The organism is Herbaspirillum huttiense (assembly GCF_047300815.1).
GTDB lineage: Bacteria > Pseudomonadota > Gammaproteobacteria > Burkholderiales > Burkholderiaceae_D > Herbaspirillum > Herbaspirillum huttiense_A.
Window position 1 is genome coordinate 5,383,937 of sequence record NZ_CP178608.1, and the last position, 22,135, is coordinate 5,406,071.

The 22,135-nt window shown below is 62.3% G+C and carries 23 protein-coding genes, 2 tRNA genes and 1 rRNA gene; 12 read left to right on the top strand and 14 right to left on the bottom strand.

Annotation, left to right across the window (positions count from 1 at the left end):
• Window positions 1-73: 73 nt before the first annotated feature.
• The 8 genes from ACLRDN_RS24665 to ACLRDN_RS24700 all read right to left on the bottom strand — a co-directional run bounded on the left by ACLRDN_RS24665 (window position 74) and on the right by ACLRDN_RS24700 (window position 8,056).
• Window positions 74-149: transfer RNA gene (locus ACLRDN_RS24665), tRNA-Ala, on the bottom strand.
• Window positions 150-156: 7 nt separating this feature from the next.
• A tRNA-Ile gene (locus ACLRDN_RS24670) sits at window positions 157-233 on the bottom strand.
• A gap of 120 nt (window positions 234-353) precedes the next feature.
• Window positions 354-1,886: ribosomal RNA gene (locus tag ACLRDN_RS24675) — 16S ribosomal RNA — on the bottom strand.
• 704 nt (window positions 1,887-2,590) lie between these two features.
• Entirely contained in the window at window positions 2,591-2,935 is a 345-nt protein-coding gene (locus ACLRDN_RS24680) for a BON domain-containing protein (RefSeq protein ID WP_413458413.1), read from the bottom strand.
• A gap of 232 nt (window positions 2,936-3,167) precedes the next feature.
• Window positions 3,168-4,550, bottom strand: coding sequence for a sigma 54-interacting transcriptional regulator (locus tag ACLRDN_RS24685; protein WP_413458414.1), 1,383 nt, complete (start codon window positions 4,548-4,550; stop codon window positions 3,168-3,170).
• Window positions 4,551-4,622: 72 nt separating this feature from the next.
• Window positions 4,623-5,126 (bottom strand): hypothetical protein, encoded by a 504-nt coding sequence (locus ACLRDN_RS24690; RefSeq protein WP_413458415.1) that lies wholly within the window; start codon window positions 5,124-5,126, stop codon window positions 4,623-4,625.
• On the bottom strand, window positions 5,116-6,594 hold the full coding sequence (locus tag ACLRDN_RS24695) for an ATP-binding protein (RefSeq protein ID WP_413458416.1): 1,479 nt from the start codon (window positions 6,592-6,594) through the stop codon (window positions 5,116-5,118). Before ACLRDN_RS24695 ends, ACLRDN_RS24690 begins: the two co-directional genes overlap by 11 nt.
• Window positions 6,595-6,811: 217 nt before the next feature.
• Window positions 6,812-8,056 carry an ArgE/DapE family deacylase gene (locus tag ACLRDN_RS24700; RefSeq protein WP_413458417.1) on the bottom strand — a complete coding sequence of 415 codons (1,245 nt, stop codon included), beginning with the start codon at window positions 8,054-8,056 and terminating at the stop codon, window positions 6,812-6,814.
• A 248-nt stretch (window positions 8,057-8,304) separates the two neighbouring features.
• Here ACLRDN_RS24700 and ACLRDN_RS24705 point away from each other — a divergent pair, with 248 nt between their 5' ends.
• Together ACLRDN_RS24705 and ACLRDN_RS24710 are read left to right on the top strand one after the other, a co-directional pair.
• Window positions 8,305-9,732: an MFS transporter gene (locus ACLRDN_RS24705; RefSeq protein ID WP_413458418.1), complete on the top strand. Its 1,428-nt coding sequence runs from the start codon at window positions 8,305-8,307 to the stop codon at window positions 9,730-9,732.
• 327 nt (window positions 9,733-10,059) lie between these two features.
• Window positions 10,060-11,313: an HD-GYP domain-containing protein gene (locus ACLRDN_RS24710; protein WP_413458419.1), complete on the top strand. Its 1,254-nt coding sequence runs from the start codon at window positions 10,060-10,062 to the stop codon at window positions 11,311-11,313.
• A gap of 78 nt (window positions 11,314-11,391) precedes the next feature.
• Here the strand turns inward: ACLRDN_RS24710 and ACLRDN_RS24715 are convergent, their stop codons facing one another.
• Together ACLRDN_RS24715 and folE are read right to left on the bottom strand one after the other, a co-directional pair.
• Window positions 11,392-11,817: a BLUF domain-containing protein gene (locus tag ACLRDN_RS24715; RefSeq protein WP_413458420.1), complete on the bottom strand. Its 426-nt coding sequence runs from the start codon at window positions 11,815-11,817 to the stop codon at window positions 11,392-11,394.
• Between the two features lie 2 nt (window positions 11,818-11,819).
• A complete protein-coding gene (gene folE, locus ACLRDN_RS24720) occupies window positions 11,820-12,563 on the bottom strand; it encodes a GTP cyclohydrolase I (RefSeq protein WP_413458421.1) in 744 nt (247 codons plus the stop codon).
• A gap of 368 nt (window positions 12,564-12,931) precedes the next feature.
• On the opposite strand from folE, the gene ACLRDN_RS24725 reads away from it, so the two are divergent.
• Entirely contained in the window at window positions 12,932-13,597 is a 666-nt protein-coding gene (locus tag ACLRDN_RS24725; protein ID WP_413458422.1) for a flagellar basal body L-ring protein FlgH, read from the top strand.
• 142 nt (window positions 13,598-13,739) lie between these two features.
• On the opposite strand, the gene ACLRDN_RS24730 is transcribed toward ACLRDN_RS24725, so the two are convergent.
• Entirely contained in the window at window positions 13,740-14,315 is a 576-nt protein-coding gene (locus ACLRDN_RS24730; RefSeq protein ID WP_145607373.1) for a cell division protein FtsI, read from the bottom strand.
• Window positions 14,316-14,565: 250 nt separating this feature from the next.
• On the opposite strand from ACLRDN_RS24730, the gene ACLRDN_RS24735 reads away from it, so the two are divergent.
• The gene (locus ACLRDN_RS24735) at window positions 14,566-15,009 is read left to right on the top strand and encodes a hypothetical protein (RefSeq protein WP_413458423.1); all 444 of its coding nucleotides are present in this window, start codon (window positions 14,566-14,568) and stop codon (window positions 15,007-15,009) included.
• A gap of 15 nt (window positions 15,010-15,024) precedes the next feature.
• On the opposite strand, the gene ACLRDN_RS24740 is transcribed toward ACLRDN_RS24735, so the two are convergent.
• Together ACLRDN_RS24740 and ACLRDN_RS24745 are read right to left on the bottom strand one after the other, a co-directional pair.
• Window positions 15,025-16,290: a D-amino acid dehydrogenase gene (locus tag ACLRDN_RS24740; protein WP_413458424.1), complete on the bottom strand. Its 1,266-nt coding sequence runs from the start codon at window positions 16,288-16,290 to the stop codon at window positions 15,025-15,027.
• 59 nt (window positions 16,291-16,349) lie between these two features.
• Entirely contained in the window at window positions 16,350-17,147 is a 798-nt protein-coding gene (locus ACLRDN_RS24745; RefSeq protein WP_413458425.1) for an SDR family NAD(P)-dependent oxidoreductase, read from the bottom strand.
• On the opposite strand from ACLRDN_RS24745, the gene ACLRDN_RS24750 reads away from it, so the two are divergent.
• The 7 genes from ACLRDN_RS24750 to ACLRDN_RS24780 all read left to right on the top strand — a co-directional run bounded on the left by ACLRDN_RS24750 (window position 17,146) and on the right by ACLRDN_RS24780 (window position 20,446).
• Window positions 17,146-17,349 (top strand): hypothetical protein, encoded by a 204-nt coding sequence (locus ACLRDN_RS24750; RefSeq protein WP_413458426.1) that lies wholly within the window; start codon window positions 17,146-17,148, stop codon window positions 17,347-17,349. The two genes, ACLRDN_RS24745 and ACLRDN_RS24750, sit on opposite strands and share 2 nt — an antisense overlap.
• Window positions 17,350-17,503: 154 nt before the next feature.
• Window positions 17,504-18,169 carry an amino acid ABC transporter permease gene (locus ACLRDN_RS24755; protein WP_413458427.1) on the top strand — a complete coding sequence of 222 codons (666 nt, stop codon included), beginning with the start codon at window positions 17,504-17,506 and terminating at the stop codon, window positions 18,167-18,169.
• A 10-nt stretch (window positions 18,170-18,179) separates the two neighbouring features.
• Window positions 18,180-18,953, top strand: a complete 774-nt coding sequence (locus ACLRDN_RS24760) for an amino acid ABC transporter ATP-binding protein (protein ID WP_413458428.1) — start codon at window positions 18,180-18,182, stop codon at window positions 18,951-18,953.
• 255 nt (window positions 18,954-19,208) lie between these two features.
• Entirely contained in the window at window positions 19,209-19,499 is a 291-nt protein-coding gene (locus ACLRDN_RS24765; protein WP_413458429.1) for a hypothetical protein, read from the top strand.
• The gene (locus ACLRDN_RS24770; RefSeq protein ID WP_413458430.1) at window positions 19,499-19,690 is read left to right on the top strand and encodes a hypothetical protein; all 192 of its coding nucleotides are present in this window, start codon (window positions 19,499-19,501) and stop codon (window positions 19,688-19,690) included. The genes ACLRDN_RS24765 and ACLRDN_RS24770 overlap by 1 nt, the downstream gene beginning before the upstream one ends.
• 31 nt (window positions 19,691-19,721) lie before the next feature.
• Entirely contained in the window at window positions 19,722-20,051 is a 330-nt protein-coding gene (locus ACLRDN_RS24775; protein WP_413458431.1) for a hypothetical protein, read from the top strand.
• The gene (locus ACLRDN_RS24780; RefSeq protein ID WP_413458432.1) at window positions 20,048-20,446 is read left to right on the top strand and encodes a PIN domain-containing protein; all 399 of its coding nucleotides are present in this window, start codon (window positions 20,048-20,050) and stop codon (window positions 20,444-20,446) included. The genes ACLRDN_RS24775 and ACLRDN_RS24780 overlap by 4 nt, the downstream gene beginning before the upstream one ends.
• Before the next feature lie 103 nt (window positions 20,447-20,549).
• Here ACLRDN_RS24780 and ACLRDN_RS24785 read toward each other — a convergent pair whose 3' ends face one another.
• Window positions 20,550-21,395 carry a transporter substrate-binding domain-containing protein gene (locus tag ACLRDN_RS24785; protein ID WP_413458433.1) on the bottom strand — a complete coding sequence of 282 codons (846 nt, stop codon included), beginning with the start codon at window positions 21,393-21,395 and terminating at the stop codon, window positions 20,550-20,552.
• 411 nt (window positions 21,396-21,806) lie between these two features.
• Between ACLRDN_RS24785 and ACLRDN_RS24790 the strand changes: the two genes are divergently transcribed.
• Window positions 21,807-22,133, top strand: coding sequence for a hypothetical protein (locus ACLRDN_RS24790; protein ID WP_209585218.1), 327 nt, complete (start codon window positions 21,807-21,809; stop codon window positions 22,131-22,133).
• The last annotated feature ends 2 nt before the right edge of the window (window positions 22,134-22,135 follow it).

A 22,135-nucleotide genomic window follows, 5' to 3' on the forward strand; every position in this document is an offset into this window, starting at 1 on the left:
GCCATTGATCGTAAAAGATCAAACCTAAATCACTACGTCATACGCATAACGCTGACTTAGGTTTGACATTTCTTGGTGGAGGTTGACGGGATCGAACCGACGACCCCCTGCTTGCAAAGCAGGTGCTCTCCCAGCTGAGCTAAACCCCCGAAACTTTGGTGGGTCTGGTTGGGCTCGAACCAACGACCCCCGCGTTATCAACACGGTGCTCTAACCAGCTGAGCTACAGACCCGCTTGGATCAGTATCAGTAGCAAGTCATCACAGCGTTGTGCTGCAGACCGTGCTTCACCAAATAACTGTTCTTGATTTACAGCCGATAAGTGTGGACGCTTAACTTCGTGCGCACTCTAGAAAGGAGGTGATCCAGCCGCACCTTCCGATACGGCTACCTTGTTACGACTTCACCCCAGTCACGAATCCTACCGTGGTGAGCGCCCTCCTTGCGGTTAGGCTACCCACTTCTGGTAAAACCCGCTCCCATGGTGTGACGGGCGGTGTGTACAAGACCCGGGAACGTATTCACCGCGACATGCTGATCCGCGATTACTAGCGATTCCAACTTCATGGAGTCGAGTTGCAGACTCCAATCCGGACTACGATACACTTTCTGGGATTAGCTCCCCCTCGCGGGTTGGCGGCCCTCTGTATGTACCATTGTATGACGTGTGAAGCCCTACCCATAAGGGCCATGAGGACTTGACGTCATCCCCACCTTCCTCCGGTTTGTCACCGGCAGTCTCATTAGAGTGCCCTTTCGTAGCAACTAATGACAAGGGTTGCGCTCGTTGCGGGACTTAACCCAACATCTCACGACACGAGCTGACGACAGCCATGCAGCACCTGTGTGATGGTTCTCTTTCGAGCACTCCCAAATCTCTTCGGGATTCCATCCATGTCAAGGGTAGGTAAGGTTTTTCGCGTTGCATCGAATTAATCCACATCATCCACCGCTTGTGCGGGTCCCCGTCAATTCCTTTGAGTTTTAATCTTGCGACCGTACTCCCCAGGCGGTCTACTTCACGCGTTAGCTGCGTTACCAAGTCAATTAAGACCCGACAACTAGTAGACATCGTTTAGGGCGTGGACTACCAGGGTATCTAATCCTGTTTGCTCCCCACGCTTTCGTGCATGAGCGTCAGTGTTATCCCAGGGGGCTGCCTTCGCCATCGGTATTCCTCCACATATCTACGCATTTCACTGCTACACGTGGAATTCTACCCCCCTCTGACACACTCTAGCCGTGCAGTCTCAAATGCAATTCCCAGGTTGAGCCCGGGGATTTCACATCTGACTTACACAACCGCCTGCGCACGCTTTACGCCCAGTAATTCCGATTAACGCTTGCACCCTACGTATTACCGCGGCTGCTGGCACGTAGTTAGCCGGTGCTTATTCTTCAGGTACCGTCATTAGTAATAGATATTAGCTACTACCGTTTCTTCCCTGACAAAAGAGCTTTACAACCCGAAGGCCTTCTTCACTCACGCGGCATTGCTGGATCAGGGTTGCCCCCATTGTCCAAAATTCCCCACTGCTGCCTCCCGTAGGAGTCTGGGCCGTGTCTCAGTCCCAGTGTGGCTGGTCGTCCTCTCAGACCAGCTACTGATCGTCGCCTTGGTAGGCTTTTACCCCACCAACTAGCTAATCAGATATCGGCCGCTCCAGGAGCATGAGGTCTTGCGATCCCCCACTTTCATCCGTAGATCGTATGCGGTATTAGCTAGTCTTTCGACTAGTTATCCCCCACTCTAGGGCACGTTCCGATATATTACTCACCCGTTCGCCACTCGCCATCAGGAGCAAGCTCCTATGCTGCCGTTCGACTTGCATGTGTAAGGCATGCCGCCAGCGTTCAATCTGAGCCAGGATCAAACTCTTTAGTTTAATCTCTGTTTTGTGTCATTTCTGACTACCCCGAAGGGCATCGCTCTCTCAAAATACTGACAGGTAATTTCTTGCGAACTTACCTATATTTCTTGTGAGCATTTAATATTTAAAGTTTCCAGAACCGAAGTTCTGTCGCACTTCATTAAACGCCCACGCTTATCGGCTGTTAATTTTTAAAGATCTTGTCTGCCGCAAACGCGCTTGGCGCTGTTTGCATCGCTGCGAATCGTTTTGTTCGTCAGCAGCAGAGAAACGAGATTATGTAGCAGTTTGTTTATCGCGTCAACTACTTTTTTGCGATTCGTTTTAAATTTTTTCGTCTCGCTTAACTTCCGCTTTGACTACTTCCATTTAAAACGCCTTACAACCTGCTTCACACCTCTTTGCTTCGCCGACCTTCGTCGCTCTGTTTTTCAACTTCGCTTCGTGTGTCGCGTCAGCAGGGGGCGAACTATAGCAACGCCCTACCCACCGCGCAAGTACTTTTTGAAAAATAATCGAAAATAATTTAGAAGGATATCTTTCGAGCTTCCGGCTATTCGCCGCAAACCCTTGTGCAGCTTGACGTACAGCGGCATTGGCAGGCGTCGCCAACAACAAAAAGAAACCGGGCCATCCCTGGCGGGACGGCCCGGTTTCTCTTTTACTGCGCCAAATGATTCAAATAATTAGCGAATATTCTTTCAATCCAACGGTGCTGCTCAACCTGCCTTGACTGTCAGGTCGCTCTTCACGTCCCGCACCCCCTCGATGCCAGCCACCAGCTGCAAGGCATGCTGGCCCAGCTCGGCACTGGGAACAGAACCCTTCAGTGTCACCACGCCATCCTTGGTACTGACCTTGATCTTCATGGAAGAGATTTGCTTGTCCTCCACCAGCGCAGCCTTCACCTTGGCGGTAATGACCGAGTCATCTATATAGGCGCCGGCCTTCTGGGCAGATGGCGCACTGGTACTGCCGGAATCAGCGGCGTGAACGGCCGGGGCGGCGGCGCCCATCGCAATGGCGGCGGCCAGCAATCGTGCAGCGAGGGAAGAAGTGTTCATGACGTTCTCCTTGTTCAATGAGGTGATCGTAATGCTGCCCAAAGCTTCATCTATATAGGCAACGCTGACATCCCCTATCGCAAAGGATGTGCCACCTCTGCCTATTCTCAATGAAATCAATGACTTACTGTGTGCAGACGAAGCTGGCATGCCATGGATGAGCAAACAAACCCGCCATTTCCGTCGGCCTTGCCCGACATCGGGCCAAGAACCTGCACGCAAGTCCTTGATTTCAAACGACTCCGTCCTGTCGTTCCAGGACGACAGGCTCTTCCCCTCCCCTGAATCGGCGCGGGTCCAGGCCATTCTTCTGCAGCAGCCGGTAGAACTCGGTGCGGTTGCGGTCGGCCAGCCGCGCGGCGTCCGACACGTTGCCATCGGTCAACTTCAGCAGGCGCACCAGGTAATCCCGCTCGAACTTCTGCTTGGCCTCGGCATAGCGCAGCAGATCCAGCGTCGGCACGCGCAGGGCGCGCTGGACCAGCGAAGCCGGGATCAGCGGCGCGGTCGACAACGCGCACACCTGCTCCACCACGTTATAGAGCTGGCGCACATTGCCCGGCCAATGGGCCAGGCTCAACACTTCCAGCGCATCGGGCGCAAACCCGGTCAGCCGTTTGGGATACTTGGCGGCGATGGACTTCAGGAAATGATTGGCCAGCAAGGCAATATCCTCGCGCCGCTCTTCCAGCGGCGGCAGGCTGAGGGTGACCACATTGAGGCGGTAATACAGGTCGGCCCGGAAATGGCCTTCGTTCATGGCGGCCTCCAGGTCGCGGTGCGTGGCCGAGATCACCCGCACGTCCACTTCGGCAGCCTGGTTGGCGCCGACCTGGCGCACGCTCTTTTCCTGCAGTACCCGCAACAGCTTGACCTGCAAGGCCAGCGGCATATCGCCGATCTCATCGAGAAACAGGGTGCCGCCTTCGGCCGCCTGGAACAAACCTTCACGATGCTCTACAGCGCCGGTAAATGCGCCTTTCACGTGGCCGAACAGTTCCGACTCCAGCAACTGCTCCGGGATGGCACCGCAATTGACGGCAATGAAGGGCTTGTCGGCTCGGGGACTGGCGCGATGGATGGCGCGGGCCAGCAATTCCTTGCCGGTGCCGCTGTCGCCCCGGATAAGGATGCTGGCGTCGGAGGCCGCCACCAGCCGCGCCTCGGCCAGCAATTCATCGACGCGCTGGCTGCGGCTGATGATGTCGGCGCGCCAGGCTTCGTCCGGGGCCTCCTGGGCGGGAGCGGACAGGCTCAGCGCCTGGGCCACCTTGTCGAGCAGCACATGCCCGTCAAACGGCTTGGTCAGATAGGCGAAGGCACCCTGGGTGGTGGCCTCGACCGCATCAGGAATGGTGCCATGGGCGGTAAGCAGGATCACCGGCAAGGCCGGATAGCGGCTGCGGATCTCGGCAAACAGCGCCAGCCCATCCATGCCGGGCAGGCGCACGTCGGTGATCACCAGCGCCGGCAGCGCAATGGCCAGCTGGGCCAGGGCGGCCTCGGCGCTTTCAACGGCCTGGATGCGGTAGCCGCTGGCATTGAGACGCAGCGTGAGCAAACGCAGCAGGTCGGGATCATCGTCGACCAGCATCAGGGGGGCAGTCTTTCCCATCGGGACTCCAGTTCCAGTAAAGGGAACGGCCCCGACGGGATGGCGGCATCCCCGGGTCTTCGGGGAGTCAGATTACTTGCCGCCAGCCGGCAGGGTCCGTTCGATGTTCTTGAGCGCTTCCAGCTTGTCGTTGAGCTGATCGACCTTGCGCTGCGCTTCCTTCAGTTGCACCGAAGACTTCTCGGCACCGTCGGCCACGCGGCGCAGGTCGGAATAATGTCCAACCAGCAACTGCGCCAGAGGCTTGAGCTTCTCCGCTTCGACGCTGCGATCGGCCATGACGTTCCATAGCTGGGCTTCGGCCTTGGCCAGATCGATGGCGTCGCGCGTCAAGGACAGCGCCATGGCACGGCGCACGCTGGTGGCCGGACCGGCCGGATAGGTATTGATCCGCTGCAGTTCGCGGCCCAGTTCGGCGGCCGTCATCTTGCGCAACTGGATGTTATAGGCCAGCAGCTCATCGATATTGCTGGTGGACTGGATCATCTGGATGGTGGAGGTCGGTGCGGACGGCTGCGGGCCCACGCACGCGGCCAGCACGAGGGAGCCAACCAGGATCAGGATCTTATTTTTCATCAGGCAACTCGATTCGGAAATGCGCCCCGCCCTCACGCGGGACCAGATAGACCTTGCCGCTGTGCGCCTGCACGTACTCGCGCACCACGGACAGGCCGATACCATTGCCACGGCGGGCACCGGAGGGCTGGTGCAAGCCCTGGTAGAAGGGTTCAAAGATACGGGCGGCATCGGTCGGCGCCACACCCGGTCCCTGGTCCAGGCATTCCACGCGCACCATGCCCGGCGCCTCGGTCAGCAGGAAACGGATGAAACCGCCTTGGGGGCTGAAGCGCACGGCATTGGACAACAGGTTGGCCAGCACGATGGCCATCTTCTCGGGATCGACCACCACGGTGCGGGCCACGCCTTCGATCTCCACCTTCAGCTCGCGCGCCAGCCATTGCAGGCGCTGGTCGTCGACCACCTTGTGCAGCAGCGCGCGCAGATCCACCGGTACCGGATGGATGCGCTGGGCATCGAAGGACACTTCGTTATAGCGCAACAGATCCTCGATCTGGGTCTGCAGCGACTGGGTATTTTGCCGCAGGATGCGGGCAATCTCGCGCTGGTTCTCGGTCAGTTGCCCGGCCACGCCGTCATCGAGCAAGGCCGCGCCCTCGCACAGCGCCGCCAGCGGCGTCTTCAATTCATGCGACACGTGGCGCAGGAAGCGCGACTTCTCCGCCTCCAGGTCGGCCAGGCGCTGGCGCAGCCAGTCCAGCTGCTGGCCCAGGCGGCGGATGTCGGCCGGGCCGCGCACGTCGATGGGCTGGTCGAAGCGATTGTCACCCAGACGGCCGATGGCCTGCTCCAGCCGTGCCATCGGACGCGACAGCCAGAGTCCGAAGCAGAAGGCCAGCAAGACCGCCAGCACGATGGCGCCCACCACCTGGGCGGTGAGCAGCTGGCGTTGCTGCTCCAGTGCCGCCGACAACGCATTGTTGCGGCGATCCACCTCGCGCCGGCTCTCCAGCGCAATGCGTTCATTGAGCGCAGGCAGGCGCGCGAAGTCCTGGAACAGCCGGGCCTGCTCGCCCTTGTCCTTGCGCGCCTCGCCCTCCAGCACCCCGGCGGCTTCATCCACATACACTCCCCACTGGCTGAAGAGCTCGCGCGGTGCCATGGGCAGCGAATCCGACAATTCGCCCAGGGCCTGGCGCGCCTGCTCGCGCGCCTCCGTGAAGCGGTCATGGAAGGCGCGGTCATCCAGCACCAGGTACTGGCGCGCACTGCGCTCCATGGCCACGGTGCGCTCGGCCAGGCGCTGTGCAGATTCGGTCAGCTGCACGGCCTGGCGCGCAGTCTCGCGGCTGTTGGCCGACATGCGGTCCAGCGTGAACAGGGCGTGAATGGAGGTGCCGCTCAGGAGGGCGGCGATGAGCAGGAAGGCGGCCAGCAGCAGTTGCCGGAACGACAGGCCAAGATAGCCGGGCTTGTGGCCGGCCGGCGACTGGGGCGGATGAGTGTGCTCGATGGCGTTGAACATGCGATTGATCTCGGTCCCACAAGGCTTGCTTGGTTATCAGGAGGGCAGCACAGCCCTCCGGCCCGGAACATGCCGACAGGAAACGTCGGCCACGCTGTCGCGGGCACACATTGTAATCATTTGTGGCGCGGCCTGCGATGCAGCCGCATTTCCGCATGGCAATCCTGCAGGCGCAGCCGGCGAAGACTTTCGCCGCTGCGCCCGTTTCGCGGCGACCTCAGTTTTGCGGACCGAGGAAATCCAGCAGCATCAGCGCGACGACCTTGGTGGCCTTCTTGAGGTCATCCAGCGCCAGGTTCTCATCGGCCTGCTTGGCATTGGATTCCATGAGCGTGCGCGGACCGGCCCCGAACAACACCACGGGAATGCCGGCCTCGCCATACAGGCGGGCATCGGTATAGAGCGCCGATCCATTGGTGGTCAGGGTCTCGCCCATGACCTCTTCGGCGTTGCGCAGCAGGCTGTCCACCAGCTTTTCGTGCCCCGGCAGCGGGCGCAGCGCGCGCGCCAGCAGCAGGCGGCGGATCTCCACGCGGATGCCCGGCAGGCCAGCCACGGCGTCTTCGATCAGCTTGCGCACGCCGGCTTCGACCTGCGCCGGATCTTCCTCGGGAATCATGCGGCGGTCCATCTTCAGCACCACCTTGCCCGGCACCACGTTGGTATTGGTGCCGCCGTCGATGCGGCCGACGATCATGGTCGGATGGCTGATGCCCGGGATGGAGGAGCGGATGTCCTTCAATCCCGGCAGCGCGCCATAGATCGCATTGAGAATGGCAGTGGCCGCCTGCAAGGCATCATGGCCGGTCTCGGGCATGGAGCCGTGGGTAGCGCGGCCATGCACGGTCACCTCGAACTGCAGGCAGGCATTGTGGGCCGTGACCACGTTGTAGCTGAAGCCGGCGGCCAGCACGTAATCCGGACGGGTCAGCTTCTGTTCCAGCAGCCAGCCCGGGCCGAGCACGCCGCCGAATTCCTCGTCATAGGTAAAGTGCAGCTCGACGGCGCCACGCAGTGCGGCGCCCAGGGACTCCAGCGCGCGGGTGGCGAAGATGTAGCTGGCAAAGTCACTCTTGGAGACCGCAGCAGCACGGCCATAGATGCGGCCATCGGCCACTTCGCCGCCATACGGATCATGGGTCCAGCCTTCGCCCGGGGGCACCACGTCGCCATGGGCGTTGAGCGCCAGGGTCGGCCCGCCGTCGCCATAGGGACGGCGCACGATCAGGTTGGTGATGCTCTGCATGCCGTAGTCGCGCACCTGATCGGCGGGCACGGCGTGCTTCTCGGCCTGCCAGCCCCAGGACTGCACCAGCTCGGCCACTGCATCGGCGTGCGGGGCGTTGTTGCCGGGCGGGGTATCGGTGGGGATGCGGATCAACTGCTGCAGGACCCCGACCTCTTCCTCGAAATGCTGATCGATCCATGCGCACAGGCGCTGCGCGAACTGCTGTTTGGACATGCTTGCCACTCCGTGATCAAAGGTGCCAGCCGCGCTGGCGCAAACCGCCATCATAGCGCAGCCGCCCTTTACATGGCCGCCTCCTGCGCAGTCGCACGTTCCCCGCTATCATTGACCGGCGCTGCCCCGAGGGGCCGCGCGTAGTCCAGGACCTCCCAGACAACCACGACAACCAGCGGCGGCGGCGCCACCGGCGGCCTTGCCTGCCTCGCGCCAGCACGCTTGCCACGCCAGAACACTACGACCCCATGTCATCGCAGCCTTCCGCCCCCGGCACTTCCGATCCCGCCCACCACATCGTCATCGCCGGGGAGGGCCTGCCGCCCGAGCAGCGCGGGCGCGCCATCATGGCGCTGGGCATCGCAGTAGGCCTGGCCACCCTCGACACTGCCATCGCCAACACCGCCCTGCCTGCCATGGCATTGGACCTCAACACCACCCCGGCCGCGTCGGTATGGATCGTCACCGCCTATCAGCTGGCGATGATGGTGGCGCTGCTGCCGCTGGCCGCGCTCGGTGAAATCATCGGCTACCGCCGCATCTATATCTGGGGATTGGTGCTCTTTACTGCGGCCTCGCTGCTGTGCGCAGTGGCCTGGTCGCTGCCCACGCTGGTGGTGGCGCGCTTCCTGCAGGGACTGGGCGGGGCCGGCATCATGAGCGTGAACACCGCGCTGATCCGTTTCATCTATCCCACCCGCTCGCTGGGGCGTGGCGTAGGCTTGAATACGCTCATCGTGGCCATCGCCTTCACGGTCGGGCCGTCGGTGGCCTCCGGCATCCTCGCCATCGCGCCCTGGCCATGGCTGTTCGCGGTCAACGTGCCGCTGGGCGTGGCCGCCGTGATCCTGGCGTTGCCCTCGCTGCCGCACACCGCGCTGTCCTCACACGCCTTCGACCTGCGCAGTGCCGTGCTCAACGCCGCCGCCTTCGGCCTGCTGATCCTGGCCATCGGCGAAGGCGCGCACCAGGCCCAAGCCAAGGTGGTCGGGCTGGAACTGGCCGCAGCCCTGCTCTGTGGACTGTTCCTGCTCAAGCGCGAACTGTCACACCCGGCACCGATGCTGCCGGTGGACTTGTTCCGCCATCCCATGTTCACGCTCTCGACCATCACGGCGGTGTGTTCCTTCGCGGCGCAGGGCCTGGCCTTCGTCTCGCTGCCCTTCTTCTTCCACCATGACCTGGGCCGCAGCCAGGTCGAGATCGGCCTGCTCATGACGCCCTGGCCGGTGGCCGTAGCCATCATGGCGCCGATCGCCGGGCGGCTGTCGGACCGCTATCCGGTCGGCATCCTGGGCGGCGTCGGCCTGGCGCTCCTGTGTGCGGGCCTCTTGTCGATGACCTTCATGCCGGCGGCACCTACCGTCTGGGAGATCAGCTGGCGCATGCTGCTCTGCGGCATGGGGTTCGGTTTCTTCCAGTCCCCCAACCTGAAGGCGCTCCTGACCAGCGCGCCGCCGCATCGCAGCGGCGGCGCTTCGGGCATCGTGGCCACCGCGCGCCTGCTGGGCCAGAGCGTGGGGGCATCCCTGGTGGCGCTGTGCTTCAACCTCTCGGAGACCCAGGGCTCGCGCTATGCGCTGGGTTTCGGTGCGGCATTTGCCGGCGTGGCCTGCATCGCCAGCTTCCTGCGTTTGCTCACCAGCAACCCTTATGCCCCGCCGCTGAAAAAATAAGTTTTTCTCACCATTCCTCACAGCCACCGTCGCCCGCATTCTCAGGCGGTGGCTGCCTGTCTCGGTATTACATCAGTTTTCCAACAGTCTTCAGATCAAACATTTTCCGCACATAAACTTCCGCGCGGACGCAGGTAAAATTCCACGGCAAGATGACGACAAGCCGAGTAAATTTGATGCCATTCTGTTACGATAGCTCGGCAGTCAGAGGATGTTCACAGACCATCACCGGGCATCCTCCCTCCAGAAAACAGGCGTCCATTTCATCAGGGAAATCGAACCGCTTTCAGTACAGGAACCAGCGACAGGCACAGACCTGAATTCGATATGTTGAAATCCATCGCCTTGACCCAATTACGTTTGGGCATGTACGTGCACTCCATCCCCGGCGGATGGATCAAACATCCTTTCTGGCGCAAATCCTTCAAGATTGAGACGCTGGAAGACCTGCAGACCCTGCGCGAGTGTCCGGTCGAGGAAGTCACCATCGACACCGCCAAGGGCCGTGACATCGCTCCCGAACACGAGATCGAAGATGAGGCCGATGAGACCGACGAGGCCGGGGAGGATGAAGCCGCCCCGCCCGCCGAGATCGCCATCGCCCACCAAGGCGCCAGCGCCACGGTGGCCGTGCGCAAGCCGGCCACCCGCACCGAGAGTGCGGTAGAACGCGAACGCGCCGCGCGCATCATTTCCTCTTCCAAGTCCACCGTGCTCCACATGTTCGCCGAAGCGCGCATGGGCAAGACGGTCGACGTCAAGGATGCGGCCGAGCTGGTGACCGAGATCACCTCCTCGGTCTCGCGCAATGCCGATGCCTTGATCAGCCTGGCGCGCCTGAAGACCACCGATGACTACACCTACATGCATTCGGTGGCGGTGTGCGCCATGATGATCTCGCTGGCCAACCAGCTGGGCATGACGCAGGAACAGATCAAGCAGGCCGGCATGGCCGGGCTGCTGCACGATGTGGGCAAGATGGCCGTGCCGCTGGACATCCTCAACAAACCCGCCAAGCTGACCGAAGAGGAATTTGCCTCGGTGCGCTCGCACACCGTGCAGGGCCACGGCATCCTCCAGCAGATCGAGGGCATCGGTGAAGCGGCGCTGGATGTCTCGCTGCACCATCACGAAAAGATCGACGGCAGCGGCTATCCCTTCAACCTGAAGGCCGACAGCATTTCCATCATGGCCAAGATGGGTGCGGTGTGCGACGTCTACGACGCCATCACCTCCAACCGTCCCTACAAGGCCGGCTGGGATCCGGCCCGCTCGATCCGTCACATGGCCGCCAGCGCCGGGCACTTCGACCCGATCACGATGGAGGCCTTCGTCAAGGCCATCGGCATCTATCCGACCGGCTCCTGCGTGATCCTGCAATCAGGCCGCCTGGGCATCGTGGTAGACCAGCGCCCCGAGCACCTGCTCACCCCGCGCATCAAACTGTTCTACTCGACCACCAGCCGCATGCCGCTCAAGCCGGAGATCATCGACCTGGCCCGTGGCAGCGACAAGATCGTGGCCTATGCCGATCCGGCCAAATGGGGCATTCGCAACGTGCCCGGCATCGATCTGCAGTAAGCACAGCCTGCCGCAGGACAAACAAAAACGGCGCCCCGGGGCGCCGTTTTTACCTCTTGCTGATCCGATCCTGCAGGATCAGTCACGCTGCGCGAAGGCCGCCGTCGAGGCCAGCTCATTCAACAGCGCCACGGTGGAACAGCAGGAGACCTCATAGGGATTGAGTTCACCCGTGACCGAATACTTCAGCAACAGCGAGCGGTTGATCTTGTCCAGGCGGATCTTGCCCATGGTCCAGGAGGAATACTGGCGCTCGTCGATCGACTCATACGCCAACAGGATCACGTCATGGTGGCGATCATCACGCAGCAATCGGCCATACAGGCGGTTGACCTGATCGCGCCCGCCCTCGAGCACCTGCACGAAGGTCGTGTCGCTGTAGCACAGTACGCCCGTGATGCCCTGCTGCGGATTGCGCTGGCGCGATGCCGCGAGGATGCCTTCGATGATGTCGTGGGTAATGGTCTCGCGCGAGCGGCTTGCATAGATCAGACGAACCAGCATGATTAACCTCGTTGACGTTGGGAAATCAGCGCCAGGAATTCACGGCGCAGGTTGGCGTCACGCAGGAAGGAGCCGCGCATGACGCTGTTGATCATCTTCGACTCCACATCCTTGACGCCGCGCCAGTGCATGCAGAAGTGATCGGCCTCCATGACGATGGCCAGGCCATCGGGCTGCAGCTTCTGCATCAGCAGGTCGGCGGCCTGGGAGACGGCTTCTTCCTGGATCTGCGGGCGGCTCATGATCCACTCCAGCAGGCGCGCGTACTTGGACAGCCCGATCAGGTTGGAATGTTCATTGGGCATCACGCCCACCCAGACCTTGCCCATGATCGGGCACAGGTGGTGCGAGCAGGCGCTGCGCACCGTGATCGGGCCCACGATCATGAGCTCATTCAGGCGCTCGATGTTGGGGAATTCGGTCACCGGAGGGGCAGCCTGGTAGCGGCCCTTGAAGACTTCGTTCAGGTACATCTTGGCCACGCGCTTGGCGGTGTCCTGGGTGTTGTGGTCGCTCTCGACATCGATCACCAGGCTCTCCAGCACCGCCGCCAGCTTGGACTGCACTTCGGCCTGCAATTGCGCCAGTTCGCCTTCCTTGATGAAGGCGGCGATATTGTCGTTGGCGTGGAAACGCACGCCGGCCGCCTTGATGCGCTGGCGGATGCGGGCCGATACCAGCTGCTCATGCACGCTGGGGGCGGCAGTCTCGGTGCTGGTCTCGACCGGGTTCTTGTCTGTTGCCATGATGGAGGGCGGTCACGCCGTGCGGGACCGCTGAGTTGGGGGTGGCGCCATTATGCACGGAAAAACGCTGACGCATTGACGGCAAACCAGCGTCAAGCCCGAGTCAAAGCGATCACAACAACGCGGCTGTGGCGTGCCATCCACGGCGGCGGCGACCAGGCAAGCGCGCGCATGCGGATTCATCCGTATTTAATGCTGGTTCGATGGAGCATTCATCTGCGCTTAATGCTGCCAGGGGCAAGACTTAACGGTCATTGATGATAGTTTGCCGCTCTTTACATGGGCCTAACCGCGGCTTACGCCGGCCGCCGCCATCATCCCTGCACGCGCCGCCCGGCATCCAGCCTGGCCGCCATCGGGGGAGCAGCATGAGATTCCAGTATCGCCTTGCCGGTGCCTGCGCACTGGCCGCATCGCTTTCGGCCTGCAGCAGTCCGGCGCCGATGGTCACCGGACCCACCAGCGTGCGGCCGGCCTACCAGGTGGCCAACGTGGAAAACAATGGTGCCATCTTCCGCGTCTCCAGCGCCCAGCTGTTTGAGGAACCGACCACCTACAACGTGGGTGACATCATCAAGATCGACATCTCCGAATCCATCAGCAGCAGCAACAAGGCCGCCACCAACAACAGCCGCGACACCACGCTCTCGCAAAAGGGACCGGGCTCGGGCGCGCCGCTGGGCGGACTGTTCACGCAACTGTATGACGCCAATTATTCGGCCAGCGGCAGCAATACCTTCAAGGGCTCCGGCGACAGCAGCAATACCAACACCATGAGCGGCACGCTGATGGTCTCCATCGTCGAAGTGCTGCCCAACCGCAACCTGGTGGTGGCCGGCGAAAAGCGCATCGGCGTCAACGGCAACACCAACACGCTGCGCTTCTCGGGCGTGGTGCGCACACGCGATATCCGCGGCGGCATCGTGGCCTCCTCCAACGTGGCCGATGCGCGGCTCGAACAGGTCGGTGGCGGCTCCATTGCCGATGCCAGCAGCGATGGCAATTTCTTCCGGCGCCTGCTGACCATCTGGTGATCTTGTGATCGGGTGATCGGGTGATGGCGCTCGCGCTGCGGGTGCCATCACTGGCCGCCTGGAAACGACAACGGCAAGCGCGCAGCTTGCCGTTTTTCATTGCGTCATCAACAGCGCCGGACTGCAGCGCTGCCTGCCATCTTCAGAATCCGTTGACCGCACTGCGCATGTTGTCCGGGGAGTTGTCCGCCACCTGCGGGTTGCCGGGGAAGAGCGCATCGACCAAGGGCGCCAGCTTGTCGCCTGCGCTGGCCCACTTGTCCTGGCCGAAGGAACCGAGCCGGTACTGCGCCGTGCCCAGCACGCGGCCTTCGCGGCGCAGGGTCAATGCGGCATAGGTGAGATAGGGGGTATAGGCGTCGGTAAAGACTTTGGTATCCCATTTGACGTAGCCCACATAGCTCAGCGTCACCGGGCAGGCCAGCGACTGGGTACCGGCATCGTAGACGCGGCTTTGCACCCCGTGTTTCTGCAGCTCGCCCTGCAGGCCGGGCACGAAATCGCTCAGCGCCACCGAGCCATTCCACTCGATGCAGACTTCGTGGATCGGATCCTTGCTGTAGACGATGGGATTCTGGACCGAATTGGGCGTCATCGCGCGCACGCTGGAGGCGGTGGAACCGACCAGGCCCACGGCGTCGACCAAGGCATTGCCGGAGGTGACGATGCAGCCCGACAGCGATGAAGCCAGCAAGGTGGCGATGATGATGGTGCGCATGATGCTCTCCCCGAGCGCAATCCCTTGGCTTTCATGATCCCTGCATGGCGCAGGTGGCCGGGATTGCAGGCTGCCCATCATAGCGGCGCATATTGCAGCTTCAGAACCGTTTTACCTTGATTTACGCTGACCCCGTACAAGCTTAACAGCCACGTACGTAGCGCAAATACCGGGCTCGGCGGCGACCGGCACAGTGCTGGCACAATAGCTCCCTGTGCCGTTTCATGTGCGGCCTTACAAGGAGACTTCCATGCCCTCACTCATCATTCGTTCCCTGCTGGCCTCCCTCGCCTTCACCGGCCTGCTGCAAGCCGCCCAGGCCGACACCCTCAAATCCGAAACAGAAGTGCGCGCCCTGGCTGACAAGGTCATGGCCCAGGCCGGTGCCGGCCGCACCGATGATGCCTACGGCCTGCTCTCGCCCTATGCGCTGGTGGACATCCGCGCCTTCGAGAGTGCCCGCACCAATGCACGCAGCGCGCGCACGGCCATCGAGGCGCTGGTCGGCAATTCGGTGGGCTATGAATTCATCCGCTCCGAAAAAGTGGGCGAATCGCTGCTCAAGCTGACCTATATCGAAAAGACCGAACGCCAAGCCATCCCCTGGATGTTCATCTTCTACAAGGCCCCCACCGGCTGGGCCGTGAGCAGCTTCAGCAACGGCGCCAACGTGGATGCGCTGTTTGAGCGCTGATCAGGAACGCGCCGCTCAGAACGACCGCTGCGGTTCCAGGTCGGCACTCTCGATGGCGCTGACCACGCCCGAGATCTTGTCGGCGATGATGGCCGAGGAGCCGCAGGCCGTGGTCCAGCCATTGGAGCCATGGCCGGCGTTGAGCCACAGGTTGCCATAGCGGGTGGCACCGATGAGCGGTGCGCCATCCGGTGTCATGGGGCGCAGTCCGGCCCAGTACTCGACCTTGGCCAGGTCGGCGCCCTGTGGATAAAGATTCTTCAGCGACTTCAGCGCAGTGGCGCAATCGCGCGGGGTCACACGCGTATCCCAGCTGCCGATCTCGGCGGTGCCTGCCGCACGGATGTGATTGCCCATGCGGGTGATGGCAACCTTGTAGTACTCGTCCATGACGCCGCTGCGCGGCGCGCTCTTGGCGTCAGCCACCGGCACGGTGATGGCATAGCCCTTGACCGGGTAGATCGGCAGGTCCAGTCCCAGGGGTTTCAGCATCGGCACCGAGGCACTGGCGCAGGCGACCACATAGGCATCGCCGCGCAAGGTACCGGTGGGCGTGCGCAGGCCGCTGACCTGGCCACCGGCCACCTCGATGGCTTGCACCTCTGTGGACAAGTGAAACTCCACTCCATGCGCCTGCAGCCAGGCGGCCAGGGCGCGCGCAAACAGCGGGCAGTTGCCGGTCTCATCCATCGGCAACAGCAGGCCGCCCTTCAATTCGTGACGGGCCGCATGCAAGCCCGGATCGAAAGCCACGCAGCCATCGGCATCCAGCAGCTCGTAGGGCACCCCGGCTTCGGCCAATACCTTGGTCGACAGCCCGGCGTTGTCCACCCCTTCCTGGGTGCGGAACAATTGCAGGTTGCCGCCGGTGGTCTGTTCGTAGCGGATGTCCAGACGTTCGCGGATCTGCTTCAACTGGCCGTGGCTGTAGCGCGCCAGGCGCCCCATGCGCGCCTTGTTGAGGGCATAGCGCTCGGGCGTGCATTGCGCCAGGAAGGTCTTGAGCCACTTCCACTGATGCGCATCCAGGCGCGGCGTGAAACGCAAGGCGGCCTCGATCCCCAGCCAGCTCTGCACCGACCACTTCAGCGACTTGGCCGGCATGCCGGGAGCCGCCCACGGCGTGGCATACGAGGGGCAGACGTGGCCGGCATTGCCCACGCTGGTCTCGGCGGCGACTTCGGCGCGGCGTTCCACCACGACCACCTCATGGCCGCGTTCGCGGAGGAAATAAGCAGTGGTGACGCCGACGATGCCGGCGCCCAGCACGATGATGCGCATGGTCTCAGTTCAACTTCCGAAAAATATAAATGATATAAATGATTTAAATCGTTTGCGCATTACAGGGTGAGCCCGCCATCCACGTGCCACACCTGTCCGGTGACGTAGGAGGCAGCCGGGCTCAGGAGGAAGGCGATCACGTTGGCGATCTCCTGCGGCTGTCCCAGGCGCTGCAGCGGTATCCTCGCCAGCGCCGCCTGCCAGGCGGCCGGGTCGATGGCCGACTTGGCCGGGTCGCTTTTCTGAACGTAGCCGGGCGCGACCGCGTTGACCGTCACCCCGGCCGCGGCCACCTGCACCGCCAGCGATTTCACCAGGGCCTCGATGCCCGCCTTGGCCGCCGCCGATGCCGGGAAGCCCGATTCCCCCAGGCGGAATACGTGCGCCACGAAGGAGCTCACCGCCACTACGCGGCCCTGCCCGCTGGCTTGCAGCGGCTCGCGGCAAGCGGTGATCAAACGGAAGAAGCCGCCCAGGAGCGCATCGAGCGAGCGCGACCAGTCCGCATCCTCCAGTTCGCCGATGCGCTTGCGATCGGCAAAGCCGGCATTGGCCACCAGCGCATCGAGCCTGCCGTAGTGCGCCAGCGCAGTGTCACGCAACTGCGCTGCCGTCTGCGCATCGGCCAGGTCGCCCAGCGCCAGCGTGCATTGCGCGCCTTGCGCGCGGCATTGCTGCGCCACCGCCTGCAGCTCCGGCGATTCGCTGCGGGCATGCAGGACCAGGGCGAGGTCGGGTGCCGCCACGGTGGTGGCCACCGCCGCACCGATGCCGCGCGCGGCACCGGTGATGAGGATGACCCGTAAAGAATGGGGCGAACTGGCAGCAGGAAGAGAAGAAAAAGGGGACGGGTTCATGATCCAGAAGATGAAACAGCACGTTCCCGGTCACCGGGAATTTGGCACAACACTTCACTTGCGCAATAGCGTCATTTTAGCCAAAGCCCGCATCTACGGGGGTTCCCGGCGCATGATGGAGACGTTTTGTTCAGTTCGTGCTCCAGGCGTTCTCCTTTACAATGGCCGGGTTCGCGGCACGCCGCAGCATCGATTGCGGTGACTTGCAATCCATGCGCGGGCAGTTCTTCCCACGTCCTCCCTCCTCTCGGTACCCGGCCCGCAAGTGTCCCGGAGCGACAGGGCATGGTTCGTGCATGCGCTGCACACCCTGCCCTCCCCGGGCTCATGCAATTGGCAACCAAGGAAAATCGCAGATGTATCAATGGGACTTCGGCTCGCTCTGGCAATTCAGGAGCATCATCGGAATCGGCTTCGTCTATACCCTCTCCTACACCGTGGCCTGTATTGCGCTGGGCCTGCTGGTCGGTCTGGTAGTGGGCCTGGGCCGGCTGTCGTCGAACCCCTTCATCTCCGGACCGCTGCGCGCCTTCGTCGAAGTATTCCGCTGCACGCCGGTACTGGTGCAGCTGGTGTGGTTCTACTATGCGCTGCCGGTGCTGCTGGGCATCGAGATGTCGGCGGGCACGGCGGCCATGCTGTCGCTGGCGCTGTATGGCGGCGCGTTCTATTCCGAGATCATTCGCGGCGGCATCGTCTCCATCGATGTGGGCCAGTCCGAAGCGGGCTGGGCGCTGGGCATGACGCGTTTGCAGCTGATGAAGCGCGTGATCCTGCCGCAGGCCTTCAAGCGCATGACGCCGCCGCTGGTGAACCAGTCCATCATGCAGCTGAAGAACACCTCGCTGCTGTCGGTGCTGGCCGTGCCCGACCTGCTGTACCAGGGCCAGATCATCGCGCACGAAACCTATCGTCCGCTGGAAATCTACACCTTGGTCGCGATCATCTACTTCGTGATCCTGCTGCCGGCCACCATCTGGGCCAAGCGCCTGGAAAACCGCCTGTCGGTCCAGCACGGTTGAGGAGAAGACGATGAACAATCAACATGCGCACGCGATGATCCAGATCAGCAATCTCAAGAAGGCCTTTGGCGAGCACGTGGTGCTCAAGGACATTTCCATCGCCGTCCCCAAAGGCAGCGTGGTGGCCATGATCGGCCCCTCGGGCTCGGGCAAGTCCACGCTGCTGCGTTGCCTGAACCTGCTGACCGTGCCGGACCTGGGCACGGTACGCATCGGCGAGCGCCACTTCGAATTCAACGGCCGCAAGTCGCGCCTGCCCAAGGACCGCGAGCTGGCCGCCTTCCGGGCGCGCACCGGCATGGTGTTCCAGCATTTCAACCTGTTCCCGCACATGACGGCGGTGGAAAACGTCATGGAAGGCATGGTCACCGTGCTGCGCACGCCCAAGGCCGAAGCGCGCGCCAAGGCCATGGCGCTGTTGCAGAAGGTGGGCCTGTCGGACCGTGCCGACATGTATCCGCAAAAGCTCTCCGGTGGCCAGAAGCAGCGCATCGCCATCGCCCGCGCGCTGGCCATGCAGCCGGACGTGATGCTGTTCGATGAAGCGACCTCGGCGCTGGACCCGGAGCTGGTCGGCGAAGTGCTCAACGTGATCCGCGGCCTGGCCGCCGATGGCATGACCATGATCCTGGTCACGCACGAGATCGCCTTCGCCCGCGAAGTGGCGGACCAGGTGGTGTTCATGCGCGATGGCGTGGTGGTGGAAGCCGGACCGCCGTCACAGGTGATCGACAATCCGCAGGAGGCGGCAACGCAGGCGTTCCTGGCCCGCTTCAATGCCTGAACGAGGGTGATGGAGTTGGCATTGAAACCGGGCTGACACCAGGTTTTCACCAGGACGGAAAGATGGCGCGCAGATTTCTCTGTGCGCCATTTTTTTCTTTGCTTCATGGGCCGACTTACAGGAAGACGCTACCAGCGTGCGGGAGACGCTCCGCAAAAAATCGAGACCTGCCAAGGAAAAATCGCCATGACCTCGACTTCAGGCAGGGCATCAGGCAAGTTCGCGGTTCTCCCCATCCCTGTCTGGAGGTTCATCATGCGTACTGCTGCCGTCGCAACCATCGTGGTCGAAGCCACCGCGCAAGAAGAGAAGATCATCGCTGCCAAGGCGCGCAAGCTGGGGATGCAGATCTCGGAGCTGATGTGTCTCGGTGCCCTGGCTTATGAGGCTGCGCAATGGGAAGAGGAGCTGGACGCACTGGCGATTCTGGCGGAGGAAGCCGCCGAACGGGCCGGAGCCAGCGTCGATGCGTCGCTGGCCTTCATCGAGGCCAGCAATGCTCGCCTGGTGGCGCTGGAGGCATCGGCCCGCGCCAGGAGCGCCTGATGTTCGGCATTACCGGCCGTATCTGGAGCGCCCTGGCGAGTGTCATCAAGCTGGAAGACAAGGTGACCCGCCAGAGCGAAGCCCTGCGTCAGCAACAGATACGGATCGAAAATCTCACCGAGCGCATGATCAAGCTGGAGACCCTGCTGGAAGTGATGCTCCAGGCCAGCGAGTTCAAGCGAATCAAATGAGTCAAATTCATCAGAGGCGATCCGCCCTGCCATGAAAGATGCTCCGCAAAAAATCGAGACCTGCCAAGGAGAAATCGCCATGACCTCGACTTCAGGCAGGGCATCAGGCAAGTTCGCGGTTCTCCCCTTTCCCCCTGACTGGAGGTTCACCATGCCTGCCGCTACCATCGCTCCCCACGTGCTCAAGGCTCATGCAAAAAACAAGAACGCCATCGCGCCCCAGCCCCGGTCGCAAGCCACTCCTGGCATCCCTTCAGGGTCGATCCGGGCACTCAAGGGCTGCGTGCGGCCGCTGCAACGTCCCGTGTCTCTGCAGGAAATGGCGCACGCCATTGCCCGGCAAGGCGGAGCACCGCAATGATCGGCTTGGACACCAATGTGCTGGCACGCTACTTCGCCCAGGACCATCCGCTGCAATCAGCACAAGCGACGGCACCGATCGAATCACTGAGCGAGCAGCATCCGGGCTTCCTGTCCCAGATCGCTCTGGCAGAATTGGTGTGGGTGCTGCATGCTGCCTACAAGGTGCGCAAGCCTCAATTGGTGCGCATCATCGGGAGGCTACTGCTGGCCCCTGAAATTGTCGTCGAAAATTCCGAAAGTGCATTGCAGGCGCTTCACCGCTTTGCTGAATCAACAGCAGGATTTGCGGATTGCCTGATCGAACGCAGCGGCCACCAGGCAGGTTGCAGCGATACCATGACCTTTGATCGCAACGCCGCCCGAACCGCCGGCATGCGTTTGCTCAACAACTGAAGCCCTGCGCGCAAGCGCCATCCGGCCCGCCAAAAAAACCCCGCACTGGCATTTCAGCGCGGGTTTTCTTTGCCTGCAGCGCGGCCGATCAGGCCGCCCGCCATCAGAGCGGAATCTGCGCCGGCACATCCTCCGGCTTCACCCCGGAGAGCTTCTGCAGATTGCCCAGCACGGTCGGCTTGATCTTGCCGGCGGCGCGCTCGGCGGCGATCCACTTGTTGATGGTCTCGACCCAGGCCTTGTCCTCTTCCTTGGGCACGCCGATGTTGGTGGAGGTCGCTTCCAGCGGCTGCGGGACAGTCATCTTGCCCAGCGCAGGATTCTTCTTGAGGATGTTCAGGGCCAGCAGCCACACCAGCACCTGCGCATCGACGCGGCCGGTCTGCAGCGCCAGGGTGGCGTCATCTGCTTTTTCCAGGCGCACGATGGTGGCGTTGGGACAGACGCGGCTGATCATCTGGTCATGCGAAGAACCGATGTCCACGGCGATTTTGACTTCCGGCTTGTTCAGGTCGGCCCAGGTCTTGAACTCCTTCTTGGAGACCACCGTGAAGGCGTTCAGGAACAGCGGCTCGGTGAAGCCGATCACTTCGCGGCGCGCCGGGGTCGGGTTCATGCCGAAGAACAGGTCGATCTTGTGCGTCTGCAGGTCCAGCACCGAATTGCCCCAGGTGGTCTCGGTGATGTCCAGCTTCACGTTCAGGCTGGCCGCCAGGCTCTTGGCGAAATCGATCATGAAACCGCCCCACTCGCCGCTGGCCAGGTCCTTGTTGTAGTACGGTGCGGCACCGCGCACGGCACCGATGCGCAGGGTCTTGGTCCGCTGCACGCGGGCCAGGGTCGGTTCCGTGGAGCCGGTCGCAGCGGCGGCCTGGGCGAAGACGTTGGGGATGGCAGTGGCGGCGGCAAGGCCGGCCACGCCGGTGATGAAACTGCGACGGTTGGTCATTCTCGGTTCTCCCTGATTTGGCGGATGGCGCCGCTGCGCTGTGATCGGCAGCATGGCACACGTGGTCTGCCGCCCGGCCCAAGCCGGACGGCGTCGATGATTTTAGCCCAGCCGCCAGCCGCTCGCGCAGGCCAATACCAGGCACGGGGAGCCGCACGGCCCAGCCTCCCAGCAGGCAGGAAATTTTTTACGCTCAGGTGAAGTGTCCGGCGTCCTGACGCGCCTGTACGAAAATTGACAGGGCGCGTTCTTTTTCGAACGCCATTGAAGATTTTTTTACAGCCACGTCATCCGGGTAAAAGCGGGTAAGCCATCCCCACCGGCAGCCATGCCGCGCGTAGGCTTGCCTTGTCGTGTTGATGCCGCAAGGCAATTGCCGACAGCACGCGTCACGAGTACAAGGGGGATCTCATGCGCAGTCACCATCATCATCATCGCCACAACGGCCGCCTGCTGGCCGCCTGTCTCGGTGCAGCCGCCCTGGGCGGATGCGCCAACTTCAGCGAAGTCAGCGCCGGGCGCGGCGATCTCTACACGGTCTCGGCCACGGGAGTGAGCTACACCATGTCGATTCCGGCCCTGACCTCGGCCGCCCGTGAAAAGGCGACCGCCTTCTGCGGCAAGCAGCAGATGCAGGCCGACCTGCGCCAGCTCATCCGTGGCTGGCGTCCGATGCAGGTAGAGTTGATTTTCCGATGCCAGCCGGCGGGAACGAGCCTGCAGGCGCTGCTGGACTGAGC